Source organism: Solwaraspora sp. WMMA2080, from assembly GCF_027497395.1.
Taxonomy (GTDB): Bacteria; Actinomycetota; Actinomycetes; order Mycobacteriales; family Micromonosporaceae; genus Micromonospora_E.
This window is the reverse complement of record NZ_CP114910.1, coordinates 4803646-4818728: the sequence shown is the minus strand read 5'-3', so window position 1 is coordinate 4818728 and position 15083 is coordinate 4803646. Positions and strand designations below refer to the sequence as shown.

Here is a 15083-nt window from a genome sequence, read left to right as displayed (position 1 = left end):
TCCCGGAGGCTCACAGGCCGGTCGGCCAGCCACTCGACGACTGGCCGGACGGGTTGAACACGGTGTGCAGCTCCGCCGCCACCCGGTCCTGAGCCGCCTCCGCCACGTCCAGCACCGCGCCCATGCCGAAGAACTCGTGCGGTACGCCGTCGTAGTGGATGTGCTCGACCGGCACCCCGGCCGCCCGCAGCCGCTGCGCGAACGCCTGCCCCTGGTCGCGCAGCGGATCCCGTTCCACGGTCAGCACCACCGCCGGCGGCAGGCCGGCGAGCCGTTGCACCGGCAGGTCGAGCAACGCCACCCGAGGGTCGCCGAGCATCTCCGGCCGGGGGAAGGCGTGCCGGGCGAACCAGCTCAGCATCGGGCGGTTCAGCGGCGCCGCGTCGGCGGCGTCCACTCCGGAGCCGTCGTCGATCGTCACGCTGGTCACCGGGTAGATCAGCACCTGCAGCAGCGGCAGCCGCTGACCGGCGTCGCGCAACTGCAGACAGGTGGCCACCGCCATGTTGCCGCCGGCGGCCTCGCCGGCAATGGCGATCCGTCCCGGGTCACCGCCGATCTCCCCGGCGTTGTCCAGCAGCCAGCGGGTCGCGGCGAGCACGTCGTCGTGGGCGGCCGGGAACGGGTGTTCCGGGGCGTGCCGGTAGTCCACCGCCACCACCAGACACCGTTCCTTGTTGCACAGCGCGCGGGGGGTGGCGTCGTAGGTGTCCAGGCTGCCGACCACCCAGCCACCGGCGTACAGGTAGATCAGCACCGGCAGGCCGCCGGCTGGCGACGCCGACGTCGGCCGGTAGACCCGCAGGGTCAGTTGCCCGCCGGGACCGTCGATGGCGAAGTCGAAGACCGAGTCGACCGGCTCCCGTTCCTCCATGTCCCCCCGGGCGGTACGGATCCGGGCCACCGCGTCGGACAGGGTCGGCTGGCGCCGCGCCTCGGCCGGTTCGAGGATCTCGGTGGGTCGGGGGCCGAGCGCGGCGAACACGTCCAGCAGCGCCTGGGACTGCGGTTCCAGCAGCCCGGACGCGTCGGTGGCGAACCAGCCACGCCGCCCCGAGGTCCGGTCGCGGAGCCGGTCGACCAGCGCCGCCGGCCCGCCCAGTAGCCGGCTGCTGCGGGAGGTGTTCGGTGTCTGCGGGTGCGGATGGGTCGGGGCACGATACTTGGCGGCGGTGAACTGCGCGCCGAGTTCGGCCATCCGCTGCGGGCCGACCGTGGCCCGCAGCGCCGGCAGCAACGTCCCCTCCTGCTCGGCGGCCTGCCGGCGGACGTCGGCGATCAAGTGGTTGAGCGCCTCCTCGAAGTCCAGGTTGCCGGGTCTGGACCGGTCGATCTCGGCGGCCGCCTCCTTGATCCGCTGACGGGTGTCCCGCCCCCGCTTGATCAGCTCGCCGACCGACCCGGCGGTCAGCCGGTCGGTCACCGCCGGCTCGTCGAAGACCGGGTCGAGGATCTGTTCCTCGGCCGCCAGGTGCATGGAGATCCGGTAGACCACCTGGTCGGCCAGGATCCGCCGGTCGCCCTGGCCGGTTTCCAGCCGCCGGAAAAGCTGGTCCAGCAGGACGTGGTCGTCGTTGATCGCCCGGTCGATGTCGCCCGGCAACACCTCGATCACCCGTACCATCGTTCTCCCCCGCTGTCCCGCGTCCCGGCCGGTGTCCGGCGTCGCCGCCCGGTGTCCGGCACCCCGCCTGGCTTCGGTCGGTGACGTCAGCCCGGTGCGCGGTTACCCTCGGCGCGGGCCATGATTCCGCGTGCCGGGCGATTGCTTCGGCGAATCTCCCCCGACCGTAGGCGACCGGGTGCCAGGATTCGGTCAGCAGGGTCCAGCCAGCCGATCCGCAGGAGGAAATCCGCCATGTCCGTCGCCGCGGCCGGGGTGCCCGCCTGGGTCGACCTCGGCACCTCCGACCTGCCCGGTGCGATCCGGTTCTACGGCGAACTGTTCGGCTGGTCCGCGCAGCCGCCCGAGGATCCGGACGCCGAGGGTTACACCCTGTTCAGCAAGGACGACAAACTGGTCGCCGGGGCCGGCTCGGTGTCCACCGGCGGGCAGCCGCCGACCTGGACCACGTACATCGGCACGCTGGACGCCCAGGCGAGCGCCAAGCTCGTCGAGTCGGCCGGCGGCACCGTGCTGATGCCGCCGTTCGACGTGCTCGACCGGGGTAGGGCGGCGGTCTTCACCGACCCGGCCGGGGCCAGCTTCGCCGTCTGGCAGCCGCTGTCCATGGCCGGCGCGGAGCTGGCGAACGTGCCCGGCTCACTGTGCTGGAACGAGCTGACCACCCGCGACCCGGAGGGCGCGAAGGAGTTCTACGGCGCGGTCTTCGACTGGGAGTGCCGGGACACCCCGTTCCCGCCGATCATGTACACGGAATGGCTGGTCGAACAGCAGCCCGTCGCCGGGATGATGCCGATGGTCGGCGACGACTGGCCGGCGGACCTGCCGGCCCACTGGATGGTGTATTTCGCGGTGAACGACTGCGACGCCACCGCCGCGCACGCCGCCGCGCTCGGCGGCACCGTCTCAGTCCCGCCCACCGACCTGCCGCACGGCCGGTTCGCCGTGCTCAACGACCCGCAGGGGGCCTTCTTCTCGGTGATCCGGATCGCCGGCGACTGACGGTTCTGGTCGGGGAACGTCCCGGTCGCGGACCGGGACGACCAGCGGGCCGTGCGCGCCGGGCAGCACCCGCACCCGGGCCCGGTAGTACCGGGCCAGGTTCTCCTCGGTGAGCACCTCGGCCGGCGGGCCGGCGGCGACCGTCCGGCCGGCGGCGAGCAGCACCAGCCGGTCGGCGTACTCGCCGGCCACCGACAGGTCGTGCATGGTGGCCAGCACGGTCAGCCCCCGGTCCCGGCGCAGCTCGTCGACCAGTTCCAGCACCTCCTGCTGATGGCCGACGTCCAGTGCGCTGGTCGGCTCGTCGAGCAGCAGCAGCGGAGCGCCCTGGGCCAGTGCCCGGGCCAGCAGCACCCGCTGGCGTTCACCACCGGACAGTGTGGCCAGCCGCCGGTGCGCGAACCCGGTCAGGTCGAGCCGGGCGAGCACGTCGTCGACCACCGCCAGGTCGGCCGCCGACTCCCGGCCCAGCAGCGGAACGTACGGGGTACGGCCGAGCAGCACGTAGTCGGCGACGGCGATCCCGGCCGGCACCACCGGCGACTGTACGACGGTGGCGACCAGCCGGGCCCGGGCCCGGCGGCCGAGCCGGGTGATCGGCGTACCGAACAGCTTCAGGCTGCCGTCGACCGGCAGCAGCCCGCCGACCGCCCGCAGCAGGGTCGACTTGCCGGCCCCGTTCGGCCCGATCACCGCCACCCACTCACCGGCGGCCACGGTCAGGTCGACACCGTCCAGTACCGGCGCGCCGCCGAGGCGTACCCGCAGGTCACGGCCGACCACCGGGGTGCTCCCAGCCGCGGCCGGCCCGGTCTCGGGCGCGGGCCCGGGCGCGGTCACAGCGCCACCGTCCGGCGGGTGGTACGCAGCACCAGCACGAAGAACGGGGCGCCGAAGAAGGCGGTGACCACACCGATCGGGATCTCGGCCGGCGCGGCCACGGTACGGGCCACCACGTCGGTGACGGTCAGGAACGCGCCACCGAGCAGCATCGACAGCGGCAGGATCACCCGGTAGCTGCTGCCTGCTACCAGTCGGACCAGGTGCGGCACGATCAACCCGACGAAGCCGATCAGCCCGGATACCGACACCGCCGCGGCGGTGCCCAGCGACGCGGCGGCGAGCAGCAGGTAGCGGGACCGCTGCGGGTGCAGGCCGAGGCTGGCCGCCTCCTCGTCACCGACCGACAGCACGTCCAGCTCGCGGCGCTGCGCCAACACCACCACGGCGGCGATCACCGCGTACGGCAGGACCAGCCGAACCTCGTGCCAGCCGTCGGTGGCCAGCCGACCCAGCAGCCACGAGTAGACCTCCCGGATGGTGTCCACGTGGCGTTGCAGCAGGTAGGTCTGCCCGGCGGCGAGGAACGCCGACACCGCCACCCCGGCCAGGATCAGCGTCGCGGTGGACCGGTCCGGCCCGGCGGCACCCGTACCGAGCAGGTAGGTCAGCGCGACCGCCCCGAGCGCGCCGACGAACGCGGCCAGCGGCACCGTCACCGGCAGCCCGGTCAGCACTCCGGTGCCGGGGCGCAGCGCGATGACCGCGGTCACCGCCAGCCCGGCCCCGGCGGCGGCGCCGAGCAGATGCGGGTCGGCCAGCGGGTTGCGGAACACCCCCTGGTAGCAGCCGCCGGCCAGGGCCAGCATGCCGCCGACCAGCAGTGCCAGCACCACCCGGGGCAGCCGCAGCTGGGTGACGATCGCCACCTGCCGGTCGTTGAGTCCACTGTCCACGTCGACGCCGGGCAGCAGGTTGAGCAGTTCGGCGGCGACCGCCAGCGGCGGCAGACTGGCCGGGCCGAACGCCAGCCCGGCCAGGGCCGACAGCACGACTGCCGTCACCGCACCAGCGAACCAGCCGGTGGTCAGCCCGGGCCGCCGCCGGACCGGCGTACGGAGCACGTCAGGACGCCGCCGCCGCGTCGACCGCGTCGACGATCGCCCGGACCAGGTCGACCACCCGGGGACCCCAGCGGGACGCGATGTCGTCGTCGAGCTCGACCACCTGACCGGTCTGTACGGCGGTGATGGTGGACCAGCCGGCCCGCTGCGCCACCGTCTGCGCGTTCTGCTGGCAGCACCTGGTGTCGGCGAGGAAGATCAGGTCCGGGTCGGCGTCGATCAGCGCCTCGGCGGACAGCTGCGGGTAGCCGCCGGCCTCCCCGGACGGGTCCGCCGGGTCGGCGATGTTGGTCAGCCCGACCATGGTGAACAGCGACCCGACGAAGGTTTCGCTGGTCACCGTGTAGAGAGTCGGGTCGAGCTCGTAGTAGTAGCTCAACGGCTCGGCCGGCTGCGCCGCGTCGGCGACCAGTTTGTCGATGTCGGACCGCATGGTGTCGACCAGGTCGGCCGCTGCCTCCGGGTGCCCGGTGAGGGCGCCCAGCTCGGTGATCTGACGGTACGTGTCGTCCAGGGTCACCGCCGCCCCGGCCAGGTAGACCGGGATCGACAGTCGGGTCAGCCCGGCCACCACCTCGTTGGTGTCGCCGGAGAGCACCACCAGGTCGGGCTCGTAGCCGGCGATCGCCTCGACGTTCGGGGTGAACCCGGACAGCTCGGTGGTCGGCGCCTCGGCCGGGTGGTTGGAGTTGTCGTCGACGGCGGCCACCTGGTCGCCGGCGCCGATCGCGAAGAGCATCTCGGTCGCGGTCGGCGACAGTGCGACGATCCGCTCCGGGCGTACCTCCAGGGTCAGGTCACCGACGGTGACCGGGTAGCTGGCGGCGGCCTCCGGGCTGACGCCGGGCTGCGCGTCGTCGGGCCCGCCGGAGCCGTCGCCGGCCTGGCCGCATCCGGTCAGGGCGAGGGTCGCGGCGGTGGCGACCGCGGCGGTACGCAGCAACGCTGCCCGCCGCGTAAGGGGTCTGCTCATCTGGTCCTCCTGTCGGTCGAGGGCTGGTGCTTCGCCGACAGGTCGGGGTGGTGACGCCGGCCCCGGCCAGGTGGCGAGGCGCCCTTCCTCGAGAGCGCGGTTCGCGACCACGCCGCAGGCGACCTGGCTAGCCCCCGGCTGTCGGCCGGGGCATCACAGTTGCGGGACAGCGCCGGGTTCGCACCGGCTTCGCTGCGGGGCGGTCGGTAGCACGGTAACCCACCGACGCCGCCGCAGCGTCATCGCAGCAGCGCAGGGCTGCCGTCCGGTGATGTTCACCGCACGGCAGCCCTGCGTGCCGTCAGTTGCCGGCAGCCCTGCCCGCCGTCAGGACCTGGTGATCCGGACGTCGTCGATGGCCGCCTCGACCAGGCTGGCGGTGGAGGCGTCCGCCGCCTCGACCAGGATCCGCACCGTCTGACCCGCGTACGGGGTCAGGTTGTAGCTGCCGGTCGACCAGGACCCGTACCGGTTGCTCCCCGCGCCGGACTGGTTCAACAGCGTCGTCGTGCCGCCACTGTGCACCACGCTGATCCGCAGGTAGTCGGCCGACGACGAGTTGTTCAGGTGGGCCAGGTACCAGGCGAGCGACAGGGTGAGGGTGCCGCTCGACGGCAGCGTGATCGCCGGGGAGCGGGCGCTGGTGGCCCCGCTGTCGATGTCGTACGAGCCGGCCGAGGAGCCGGCCAGCCGCCCGGTGACCAGGCTGTTGCTGCCCTGGTAGGCGGTCAGCTGCAGGGCCCCGCCGGAGCTGGTGGCCTGCGCGACGCCGCGCTCCCACTGCCCGGTGGTGGCGGTGTCGGTGCCGCTCGGGTCGGTCGTCCAGCCGGTCGCGGACTCGAAGTCGTCCGCCCAGACGGTGCTGCCCGGCGGGTCGACCGGACCGCCGCCGCAGTACTGCGACTCCTTGCCGATCACCCGGTACGGGCAGTCGGCGTACTCGCTGAACATCAGCACCGCTTCCCGGTTGCGGGCGGTCTGGGTGGGGATCACCTCGTCGGGCGGGTAGAAGCCGCCGCCGCTGGACGAGCCGGGGTACAGCTCGAAGGTGTACGCCCAGATGCCGTGCACGCCCCACATCCAGTCGATGCTGCTGCCGTCGGTGATGTAGAGGTCGGACGACTGTTCCGGGGTGTAGCCGTTGGTCGCCGCCATCTGCGTACCGAGGGTGGCGAAGGTGTTGTACTGGTCGGTGGTCATCCCGGACGGGGTGTTGGCGGTGGTCCAGCCGAACGGCCAGAGCACCAGCTCCGAGTAGCTGTGGAAGTCGATGTTGGCCGTGATCTGCTGCTCACCGCCGACCACCCGGCTGTTGACGAAGTCGCGCAGCGCCTGCGTCTCCGGGGCGGAGAAGGCGTACGGGCCGCGGTAGGTCGACGACGACGGGGAGCCGGAGGATCCGCCGCAGCAGCCCCACAGGTAGTCCCAGTTGCGGTTCAGGTCGGTGCCGACGGCAAACGAGCCGCTGTTGGGCTGGCGGTTCTTGCGCCAGGACCGGTACGAGCCGGTGGCGATGTCGTACTCACTGCCGTCCGGGTTGACGGTCGGCACGATCCAGATCTCGCGGGTGTTGACGATGTTGGTGATCCGCGAGTCGCTGCCGTAGCCGTCGGTGAACAGGTTCAGCAGGTAGATCGCCATCTCGACGGTGAGGTGCTCGCGGGCGTGCTGCTGTGAGTTGAACAGGATCTCCGGCTCGTCCTCGTCGGTGCCGACGTTGTCGGAGATCTTGACCGCCATCAGGTCGCGGCCCTCGTACGAGGTCCCGATGCTGATCTTCCGGGCGATGTTCGAGTGGCTGGAGACTACCTGGTTGACCACCGTGGTCAGCTCTGCGTAGTTGTGGTACGCCGAGTCGGACGGCGGGAAGTCCAACGTGGTGACGTCGCCGGACGCGTCGGTCCTGGTGGGTGCCCGGACCGCTTCGACCTCGAAGCCGAGCGCCTGGATCGCGCTGACCTCGGCCCGGGTCGCGGTGATGTTGAGGATGCCGTGTTCGATGTAGTCGATCGCGGCGCCGGTCGCGGCCACCGCGTCGCGGTCGGCGAAGGTACGCGGTCCGAGGACCCGGTACGGGCCGGCGATCGACTCCCGGTCGGAACCGCTGGGCTTGGGATCGGCCGACACCGGGCCGGTCACGACGGCGAACAGGCCGACGACGGTCGCGATCAGCAGGACGGTGGTCCTGCGCCACGAGCCGGCGTTGGCAGTTGGTGCGCGGAATCGCATATAGACCTCCTGGGGGTGGGGAGGACTCCGCTGGTGAGCACAACTGCACCACCTGTCACATGGTCATATCAATATCTTTCGCGATCAATTCCATGCCAAGCTGATCATCACACGGCATCGATACTTCTCGTACCGGACACCGTGCGGGGAGGGACTACATTGTCCATGGCGGATCTCAGCCACTACGGACTCCTCGATCCACTGCGCCGCGAGCATCAGGCGGACACGGCCGTCCGCGACCGACGGCGCAACCCTCAACTCATGATCATGTGAGCGCTATGAACGTCTCGTCGCGGTTGTGAAGTCCACAGCGCTCACCTGATCATGAATCCCGCCCGCCGGAGCGCCGGACGCCCGCCGGTAAACCGGGTGACGCCGTTCGCCGGCCGACTCCGCAGGTGCTGTGGCGTAGACCGCCCGTACTCGCGCTCGCAGCCCTGGCCGGGACGGCGCTCGGCCGGCTCGGCGAGCCGTCGGCGGCGTCGGCGGCGGCCTGGACAGCGACGGGTGCCGCCGTACGGATGCTGCACGACGCGCCGCTGCCACCGTGGCCCGGTCGCAGTCCCGACGAGTTGGCTTCGCAACTCGACGGCGAGTGCAGGTGGCTCATCGCGAACAGAGTGCTCCCCGCCGACCTCGTCATGCGCAACCGCCGGATCGCCGGGGCCGCGTTGCGGCCGTGGACACCGGTCTTCACGCACGGCGACCTGCAGATCGCCCACGTCCTCGTCGACGGTCATGAGGTCACCGGCATGCTCGACTGGTCCGAGGCAGGCCGAGGTGACGCCCTGTTCGACCTCGCCACCCTGACACTCGGGCACCGGGAGCGCCTTGGTGACGTCCTCGCCGGCTACGGCACCGCCGTCGACCTCGACGTGATCGGCGCGTGGTGGTCGCTACGCAGCCTGTTGGCGATCCGTTGGCTGGTCGAGCACGGCTTCGACCCGGCCTCGCCGGGCTGCGAGATCGACGTGCTGAGATCCGCCGGGACCGCTGACCGGCCGGTGACCGACAGGGCCGGTGAACTGTAGGGTCGGGCGCCGTGGCAGGTCTCAGGTGGCGGGTACGGTTGGCGGGTCTGGCCGCCGCCGGCGGGTTCCTCGCCGTGGCACTCGGCATCCGGGTGCTGGCCGGTGGGAACGGCGTGCTGGACAGTTCCGGCGCGCTGCAGCAGTACTCCGGCACCGCCCTGTACGCGTCGATGGTCTACGCGGGCGTGTTCGTCCTGGCTCCGCGTGCCGGGCCGATCGTGGCCGGGGCGGGTGCCGTCGCCTTCTGCTGGCTCGTCGAGTTCCTGCAGCTGACCGGCGTACCGGCGGAGCTGTCCGAGCGCAGTCTGCTGGCACGGCTGGTCCTCGGTGTCCATTTCGACCCCACCGACCTGGCCTGGTACGTGGTGGGCGTACTGCCGTTGGTGCTGCTGCACGCGGGCGTCGACCGTTGGCGGCTGCGCCACCGGGACCGGCAGCCGGCTGGCGCCGGTGCCGGTGCCGGTCGCGGGCGTGGCCGGTGAGTCACGGTGTGGCCGGGCGGCCCAGGGCCGCCTGGACGATCCGGATCGCCTCCGCGGGGTCGATGCCGCTCCGGGCGATGATCGTCGCGTAGTCGCGGGCGGCGCGGTGGGCCTGCTCGAGGGCCTGGTCGCCGGCGGCTGTGACGAACGAGCCGGCCCGCCCACGGGTCTCGATCAGCCCGGCCTCCTCCAGCTCCCGGTACGCCCGACCGACGGTGTTCACGGCCAGGCCGAGGTCGGCGGCGAGCCGGCGGACCGTCGGCAGCCGGGTGCCGACGGCCAGCGACCGGTCCTGGATCTGCCGGGCGAGCTGGGCCCGCAGCTGCTCGTACGGCGGCGTCGGCGAGGCGGCGTCGATGACGATCATCGGACGATCATGGCCTGCCGTGCGGTCGCCCCGACAGCCGTGGTCCGGGTCTGGACCAGACCGAACGCGACGACACCGGCCACGACGAGTCCGATAGCGACCGCGTTCCACCAGCCCAGCGACTCCCCGTACAGGAAGATGGCCGGCAGCATCCAGACCAGGCTGGGGGTGACGAGGGCGCGGGCGTCCTCGACCCGCATGACGACGTCCGCCGTGAGCGACGCCTCGTCCTCGGCGACGGCCGGGCTGGTCAGCACCTGACGCAGCTGCATGACCATGCCGGCACCGGCACCGGCGAGCCCGATCAGCACGACGGCGGCCCCGGCCCGCAGCACCGGGTCGGAAACCGGCAGTACGCTCACCGCGAGCACCAGCGCGCCGGTGTAGGCGGCGACCGTAAAGACGGCGTACGGCCGGCCGAGCACCGCCGGCCAGCCGAACCCGACCGGATGGGCCACCCGCCGGGGCAGTTGCGCGCCGGCCCGCCGGTCGACGCGGCGGACCCATTGACGGAGCAGCCACTGCGCCGCCAGCATGCCGACCACCAGCGCGGTGAGCACCAGCAACGGCAGCCAGGAGTACGCCGTGTCGGTGGCCCGGCCCGTCGCGTGGGTGAGTGCCGCGCCGATCAGGAACCCGGCCAGCAGGATGTCGCCGACGAGCTTGGCCCGCCGTCGCACGGCCAGCCGGGTCGCCAGCAGCGGCGTCGGCTCGGCCTCGGTCAGACCGTGCCGGTCCAGCCACTGCCTGGTCTCGCTGTGCTCTGTCTGGCGCATCGCCACCACCTCCATAGTCGCAAGCTTTGTCTCACAACCATGAGTCATAACATGCAACAAAGTCAAGTCAGTCAGGGGTTGACCTCGACCCCGCCCTGCGACTGGAACCCAGGGGAGGGGAGGAAACCCCTCGCAGCCCTGAAACACAACCGCTGGTATTACGTAGTACAAGCAAGTGGAGGCACGGTGAAGCTGAACAGCAAGGGTCAGGTGACCATCCCTGCGTCGCTGCGCGCCAAACACGGCCTGCATGAAGGCGACGAGATCGAGGTTGTCGAGGAGGGCGGCGCGCTGCGGATCGTGCGGGTCGACGGCGCCCCCTCCAGAGGACAACGGCTTGTGCGGCATCTACGCGGGCAGGGCACCGCACGCGAGACGGAGGGCATGACCACGGACCAGCTCATGGAGTTGCTCCGTGGCGGATGAACGGCTTCGCGCGGTGCCCGAGACGCATTCGGACGGGACCGTCACCCTGGTCGACTCCAACGTCCTGCTCGACATCCTCACCGAGGATCCGACGCGGTCAACTGCCCCACCCTGCGGGTTTCCTGGCAGGGAAGGCATATGTCAAGTACCGCAGCTACTTCCCCAGGCTGGCGTGGTCACCGCTGACGGGCCCGTCAGTGGCCGAGGTCTGCGGCGCCCAAGCCTTCCCACGGGCCAGCCACGATGGCATCATGAAATCGTCATACGTCGATCTTGTGGTGCCTGGAGACACGCGGAAGATCGGCCAGTGCCCCGACCCTATGGGAGGATGCATGCGAAGACTGACCACACTGCTGGTGGCGTTCATGATCGCCATGGCCGGCCTGTTCGCGACCACCGCCGCCCCGGCGGCGGCGGACTACCCGGACCCGCCGGGCGGCACGCTCCGCAACGTCTACAGTGACCTGAGCTTCTGCCACTCGTACGGCAACTACGGGGTCCAGAACGACCTGTGGAGCTCGTACCTCTGCCAGTACCGCGCGTACGGCAACCCGCCCAACGTCCTCTACTTCTTCTGGACCTTCGACTAGCAGGTGGCTCCTGGGGAGGCTCCACCGTGGGGCTACGGTCTGCTCCCAGCAACGCCCTCACCCACGTCAACCGGGCGTGCGAGACGGGGGCCGGCGAGCGGGGTCGAAGACGCGGGCCATCATCAGGGCGGCCCGGCGCCGACTCACGAATCGGCTCACGAGCACGCCGAGCCGGTTGCCACCGCCGTCAACGACGATCGGGCCCGGATCCCGGAGCTCAAGGTGGCGCAGCGCGGTCGCGACGACGTCCTCTGCAGCCCGCACCTTCCCTGCGGTCAGCACCGCCGCGTCCGGACCCATCCCGGCCGTGAAATCGGTGCCGGTGGCTCCGGGGGCGACAGCGAACACCGTCAGGCCGGTGCCTCGCAGCTCCGTCCATAGTGATTCAGTGAAGCTGAGCATGAACGCCTTGGCGGCACTGTAGACGGCCATCCGGGGAGTCGGGAAGTACGCGGACACGCTGGCGAGGTTGATGATGAAGCCGTTGCCGGCACCCGTCAGCTGCGGCATGAAGGCCGCTGTCAGCGCGACCGGTGCCATCACGTCAACGGCGACCTCGGCGGTCGACTGACTCGGATCCACATCGGCAAACAGGGCGAAAGAGCCGATCGCGGCATTGTTTATCAGGCTTGTCACCTCGACGCCCCGGTCGGCGACCACTCGGCGGATCTCGGTCGGCGCAGCGGGACTGGACAGGTCCGCGGGGACGACCTCGATTCGTACATCAGCAGTGCGGCGCAGCTCGTCCGCGATCGACGCTAACCGGTCGGCGCGCCGCGCGACCAGCACGAGGTTCGCGCCGCGTACGGCCAGCGCCCTGGCGAAGGCGGCACCGATCCCGGAGCTCGCCCCGGTGAGCAGAACGGTCTGTGAGCGGTAGTCGACAGGCATACGACCAGCCAACGTCCTGCCGGCGGCCGTGTCCAAGACCTGTTTCGCACCCCGTCATGCAACAGGCGCATGACGATCGGGACCCAGGGTCAGCCAACGAGGTGCCGCTCAGCAGAGCGGACGAACTCCGCGACCAACGGGTTGGCGTCCCCGGCGCGGGTGACCACGGCGACCTGGCAGGGCTCGACCTCGTGGATGGCAACGGTGACCAGGTCCGGACGTAGGCTGAACCGCCGGTCACCGGCCGGGACGACGGCGATGGCGCTGCCGTCGGCGATGGCTTCGAGCTTGTCGTCGTAGGTGTCGGCCAGCGTGGGACCGAGCTGGGCGGGACTGCCGTCCGGGCGGGGCTCCAGCCGCCAGAAGCCGGTCCAGTCGGCGCCCATGCCGGTGCAGCCGACCAGCGGCTCCGCGGCGATGTCCGCGGCGGTCACCGACTCCTTGCCGGCCAGCCGGTGCGCGGCGGGCACGACCAGGACCCGGGGTTCGTCGTAGAGGACCGCCACGTCGAGGTCGTCGGCCGGAACCGGCAGCGGCGTACGGATGACCAGGGCGTCGGCCTGCCGGCGCAGCAGTGCGTCGGCATCCCGGGTGTCGAGGTGGCGGGTGCGGACGTGGGCGTCGGGAAACCGGTGGCGCAGGTCGCGTACGGCGGGGGTGACGATCAGATCATCGACGTACCCGATGGTGATGGTGCGCTCCGGTGCCGCCGCCCGCGCGGCGAGCACCGCCTGTCCGGCACCGTGCAGTAGCTGCTCGGCGCGGGGCAGGAACGCCGAACCGGCGGCGGTGAGCCGGCTGCCCTGGCTGGTGCGTTCCAGCAGGCGTACGCCGAGAGCGTCCTCCAGCCGCTGGATCTGTCGGCTCAGCGACGGCTGCGCGACCCGGAGCTGCTCCGCGGCGCGCGCGAAGTTCAGCTGCTCGGCGACCACGGTGAAGTACCGGACCAGCCGCAGGTCCAGATCCGGAAGCATGCCAACAGCCTAGTCGTCATGCAGTTCCTGCATAGCGACGTGCGCAGCAGGTCGGTGGAGCGCTCAGCCCGCTGGTCCGCGACGCCATCGGCCGCTCCGGCGGCGGTGGGATGCGCCGTCGAGGCGATTCCGGGCAATGGTGAACAGCTCGCCGACCTCGGTCGGCAGTCGTCCGGAGGTCTCCCGGTGCAGGTGCCGACGGGCCGCCGCCGGGAGACCGGTGAGCAGGGCGTCGTCCAGCCCGGTGACCAGGCAGAGCCCGGCTAGCCGGGCCTCCAGGTCGGGCAACGGCTCGCCGCGCTGCAGCCGTACGGTCAGCCGGGCCCACGCCCACCCGGCCCGGTTCGGGTCGACCGGCACATGGCGCACGGCGGTGGCCAGCAGGCGGCGTACCGTCCGGCGCCGCACCACGCCCGCCGCGACCAGCCGCCGCGCGACCTGCTGATGAGCGCCGGGTGCCAGCAGCGCCAACCAGGTGCCCACCCGCCGGTACCCCGGCTCGGCGGCCATCCAACGCAGGATCCAGCCGCCGAGCGCGTCCACCGGCACGTGCCGCGCCGCAAGCCAGAGCCGGCCGTCGCGCACCCGCAACGCCCCGGCGTCGACCAGGTCCACCAGCAGCGCGGCGGCCAGACCGAACCCGACCGCCCGGTCCGGCAGCCGCAGCCGACCGGTCACCGCGTCCTGCGCCAGCAGGAAGAACTCGTCGGCCAGCAACGGTCTCCGCAGGTGCACCGCCGGCAACGGCAGCGTCATTGCGGCGTCGGCCCAAGCGGCGGTCCCGGTCCCGGCCCTGGCCCCGGTGTGGTGGACCATCGTGGCTCCCTTCGTGGTCACAGGCCGACGGCCTACGCCGGCATCCGGGCCTGGAACTGCCGCGACTGCCAGTCCCGCAGCGCCTGCTTGATCCGTACGTTCTCGTCGCGGGTCATCGCCAGCTCGGCCCGCACCGCGGCCAGTTCGTCGGCGACCAGGTGCAGGAAGGCGCGTACCTCGGCCGGGTCGAGACCGCGCCGGGTGCGGTCCAGGAACTGGCGGTCGCGGACCAGCCCGGGGCTGATCGACGGCCGGGCCGCAGCGCGGTAGTGGCGGGTGCCGGCGTTGCGGGTGTGCGGCCGGGACTGCCGCCGGGTACGCCGGGGGAACAGGACGAGGTGGAGAAGCCTGCGCACGGTGGAACCGCCTTTCGCATTTCGACGGGATCGCTGTCAGGGTGTTTCTGGTCAGGAGCGAGATTCGGGGGTACGGCCGTCACGTTCGACGACGCCGGGCCGCCGCAAGGCGTGTTTGAACACCGACAGCAGCATCATCTGGCCGGCGCGGGGGCCGCTGACGAAGGTGCCCATCACCGCGATCATGGTCACGTGTGGAATGTCGTGACCGTGCCGCAGATGTGACACCCGGATCGCCACCGGGCCGTTGCCGAATGCCCAGTCTTCGGCGCGCAGCCGCAGCACGTCGCCGACCTTGATCAACGGTTCACCGGACAATTTCGCACCACCCGCCGCCGTTGCCGCTCCGGCCGTCGTCGCTGCTCTCCGGCGGGTGCGGGAACTCCGGCGGCGACAGGCCGGCGACGGTGAGGACGGTCCGGATCCGCCGTGCTCGCGGCACGTCGCGCCGGTCGAGGATCGCCAGGGCCATGGTGAACGGTGCGCAGAACGCCACCGATCCGCACGTCGGGCATTCGCCGATCCGCCTCGGCAGATGCTTCTCGGCGGTCTCCCTTGCGTGCCGCAACACCGGGTCGTCGTCCGGGTCCGCCCCGGCGGCTACCACCTTATTGATCATCGAATCCCTCCCGATTTTTCTGC

The 15083-nt window shown here is 71.5% G+C and carries 17 protein-coding genes, 1 pseudogene and 1 riboswitch; of the genes and pseudogenes, 5 read left to right on the top strand and 13 right to left on the bottom strand.

The window, feature by feature from the left end:
- Positions 1 to 10: 10 nt before the first annotated feature.
- Complete coding sequence (locus O7543_RS21930; protein WP_281552117.1) at positions 11 to 1615, bottom strand: alpha/beta hydrolase fold domain-containing protein; 1605 nt, start codon at positions 1613 to 1615, stop codon at positions 11 to 13.
- Between the two features lie 243 nt (positions 1616 to 1858).
- Here O7543_RS21930 and O7543_RS21925 point away from each other — a divergent pair, with 243 nt between their 5' ends.
- On the top strand, positions 1859 to 2626 hold the full coding sequence (locus O7543_RS21925) for a VOC family protein (protein ID WP_281552118.1): 768 nt from the start codon (positions 1859 to 1861) through the stop codon (positions 2624 to 2626).
- Between the two features lie 21 nt (positions 2627 to 2647).
- Here O7543_RS21925 and O7543_RS21920 read toward each other — a convergent pair.
- The 4 genes and pseudogenes from O7543_RS21920 to O7543_RS21905 form a co-directional block, all read right to left on the bottom strand.
- Positions 2648 to 3409, bottom strand: a pseudogene (locus O7543_RS21920) (ABC transporter ATP-binding protein); the annotation flags it as partial.
- Positions 3410 to 3462: 53 nt separating this feature from the next.
- Positions 3463 to 4530, bottom strand: a complete 1068-nt coding sequence (locus O7543_RS21915) for an iron ABC transporter permease (RefSeq protein WP_348650033.1) — start codon at positions 4528 to 4530, stop codon at positions 3463 to 3465.
- 1 nt (position 4531) lies between these two features.
- A complete protein-coding gene (locus O7543_RS21910) occupies positions 4532 to 5503 on the bottom strand; it encodes an ABC transporter substrate-binding protein (RefSeq protein ID WP_281552119.1) in 972 nt (323 codons plus the stop codon).
- 122 nt (positions 5504 to 5625) lie between these two features.
- A riboswitch (cobalamin riboswitch) is annotated at positions 5626 to 5691 on the bottom strand.
- Between the two features lie 139 nt (positions 5692 to 5830).
- Positions 5831 to 7732 (bottom strand): M14 family zinc carboxypeptidase, encoded by a 1902-nt coding sequence (locus O7543_RS21905; protein ID WP_281552120.1) that lies wholly within the window; start codon positions 7730 to 7732, stop codon positions 5831 to 5833.
- Between the two features lie 398 nt (positions 7733 to 8130).
- On the opposite strand from O7543_RS21905, the gene O7543_RS21900 reads away from it, so the two are divergent.
- Both O7543_RS21900 and O7543_RS21895 read left to right on the top strand, forming a co-directional pair.
- Positions 8131 to 8763, top strand: coding sequence for a phosphotransferase (locus tag O7543_RS21900; protein ID WP_281552121.1), 633 nt, complete (start codon positions 8131 to 8133; stop codon positions 8761 to 8763).
- An 11-nt stretch (positions 8764 to 8774) separates the two neighbouring features.
- Complete coding sequence (locus O7543_RS21895) at positions 8775 to 9245, top strand: DUF2809 domain-containing protein (protein ID WP_281552122.1); 471 nt, start codon at positions 8775 to 8777, stop codon at positions 9243 to 9245.
- A gap of 1 nt (position 9246) precedes the next feature.
- Here O7543_RS21895 and O7543_RS21890 read toward each other — a convergent pair whose 3' ends face one another.
- On the bottom strand, positions 9247 to 9612 hold the full coding sequence (locus O7543_RS21890; protein ID WP_278173272.1) for a GntR family transcriptional regulator: 366 nt from the start codon (positions 9610 to 9612) through the stop codon (positions 9247 to 9249).
- The gene (locus O7543_RS21885) at positions 9609 to 10388 is read right to left on the bottom strand and encodes a hypothetical protein (protein WP_281552123.1); all 780 of its coding nucleotides are present in this window, start codon (positions 10386 to 10388) and stop codon (positions 9609 to 9611) included. Before O7543_RS21885 ends, O7543_RS21890 begins: the two co-directional genes overlap by 4 nt.
- A gap of 186 nt (positions 10389 to 10574) precedes the next feature.
- Here O7543_RS21885 and O7543_RS21880 point away from each other — a divergent pair, with 186 nt between their 5' ends.
- Together O7543_RS21880 and O7543_RS21875 are read left to right on the top strand one after the other, a co-directional pair.
- Entirely contained in the window at positions 10575 to 10814 is a 240-nt protein-coding gene (locus O7543_RS21880; protein ID WP_281552124.1) for an AbrB/MazE/SpoVT family DNA-binding domain-containing protein, read from the top strand.
- A 332-nt stretch (positions 10815 to 11146) separates the two neighbouring features.
- Positions 11147 to 11404, top strand: coding sequence for a hypothetical protein (locus O7543_RS21875; protein WP_281552125.1), 258 nt, complete (start codon positions 11147 to 11149; stop codon positions 11402 to 11404).
- 66 nt (positions 11405 to 11470) lie between these two features.
- Here the strand turns inward: O7543_RS21875 and O7543_RS21870 are convergent, their stop codons facing one another.
- From O7543_RS21870 to O7543_RS21845, 6 genes are all read right to left on the bottom strand, one after another.
- Positions 11471 to 12295, bottom strand: a complete 825-nt coding sequence (locus O7543_RS21870) for an SDR family NAD(P)-dependent oxidoreductase (RefSeq protein WP_281552126.1) — start codon at positions 12293 to 12295, stop codon at positions 11471 to 11473.
- Between the two features lie 89 nt (positions 12296 to 12384).
- Positions 12385 to 13269: a LysR family transcriptional regulator gene (locus O7543_RS21865; protein WP_281552127.1), complete on the bottom strand. Its 885-nt coding sequence runs from the start codon at positions 13267 to 13269 to the stop codon at positions 12385 to 12387.
- A gap of 63 nt (positions 13270 to 13332) precedes the next feature.
- Complete coding sequence (locus O7543_RS21860; protein WP_281567188.1) at positions 13333 to 14085, bottom strand: GPP34 family phosphoprotein; 753 nt, start codon at positions 14083 to 14085, stop codon at positions 13333 to 13335.
- A gap of 32 nt (positions 14086 to 14117) precedes the next feature.
- Complete coding sequence (locus tag O7543_RS21855; protein ID WP_281555750.1) at positions 14118 to 14417, bottom strand: DivIVA domain-containing protein; 300 nt, start codon at positions 14415 to 14417, stop codon at positions 14118 to 14120.
- Positions 14418 to 14492: 75 nt separating this feature from the next.
- Positions 14493 to 14759, bottom strand: coding sequence for a hypothetical protein (locus O7543_RS21850; RefSeq protein ID WP_281552129.1), 267 nt, complete (start codon positions 14757 to 14759; stop codon positions 14493 to 14495).
- Positions 14749 to 15060 carry a hypothetical protein gene (locus tag O7543_RS21845; RefSeq protein WP_281552130.1) on the bottom strand — a complete coding sequence of 104 codons (312 nt, stop codon included), beginning with the start codon at positions 15058 to 15060 and terminating at the stop codon, positions 14749 to 14751. Before O7543_RS21845 ends, O7543_RS21850 begins: the two co-directional genes overlap by 11 nt.
- Between the last annotated feature and the right edge of the window lie 23 nt (positions 15061 to 15083).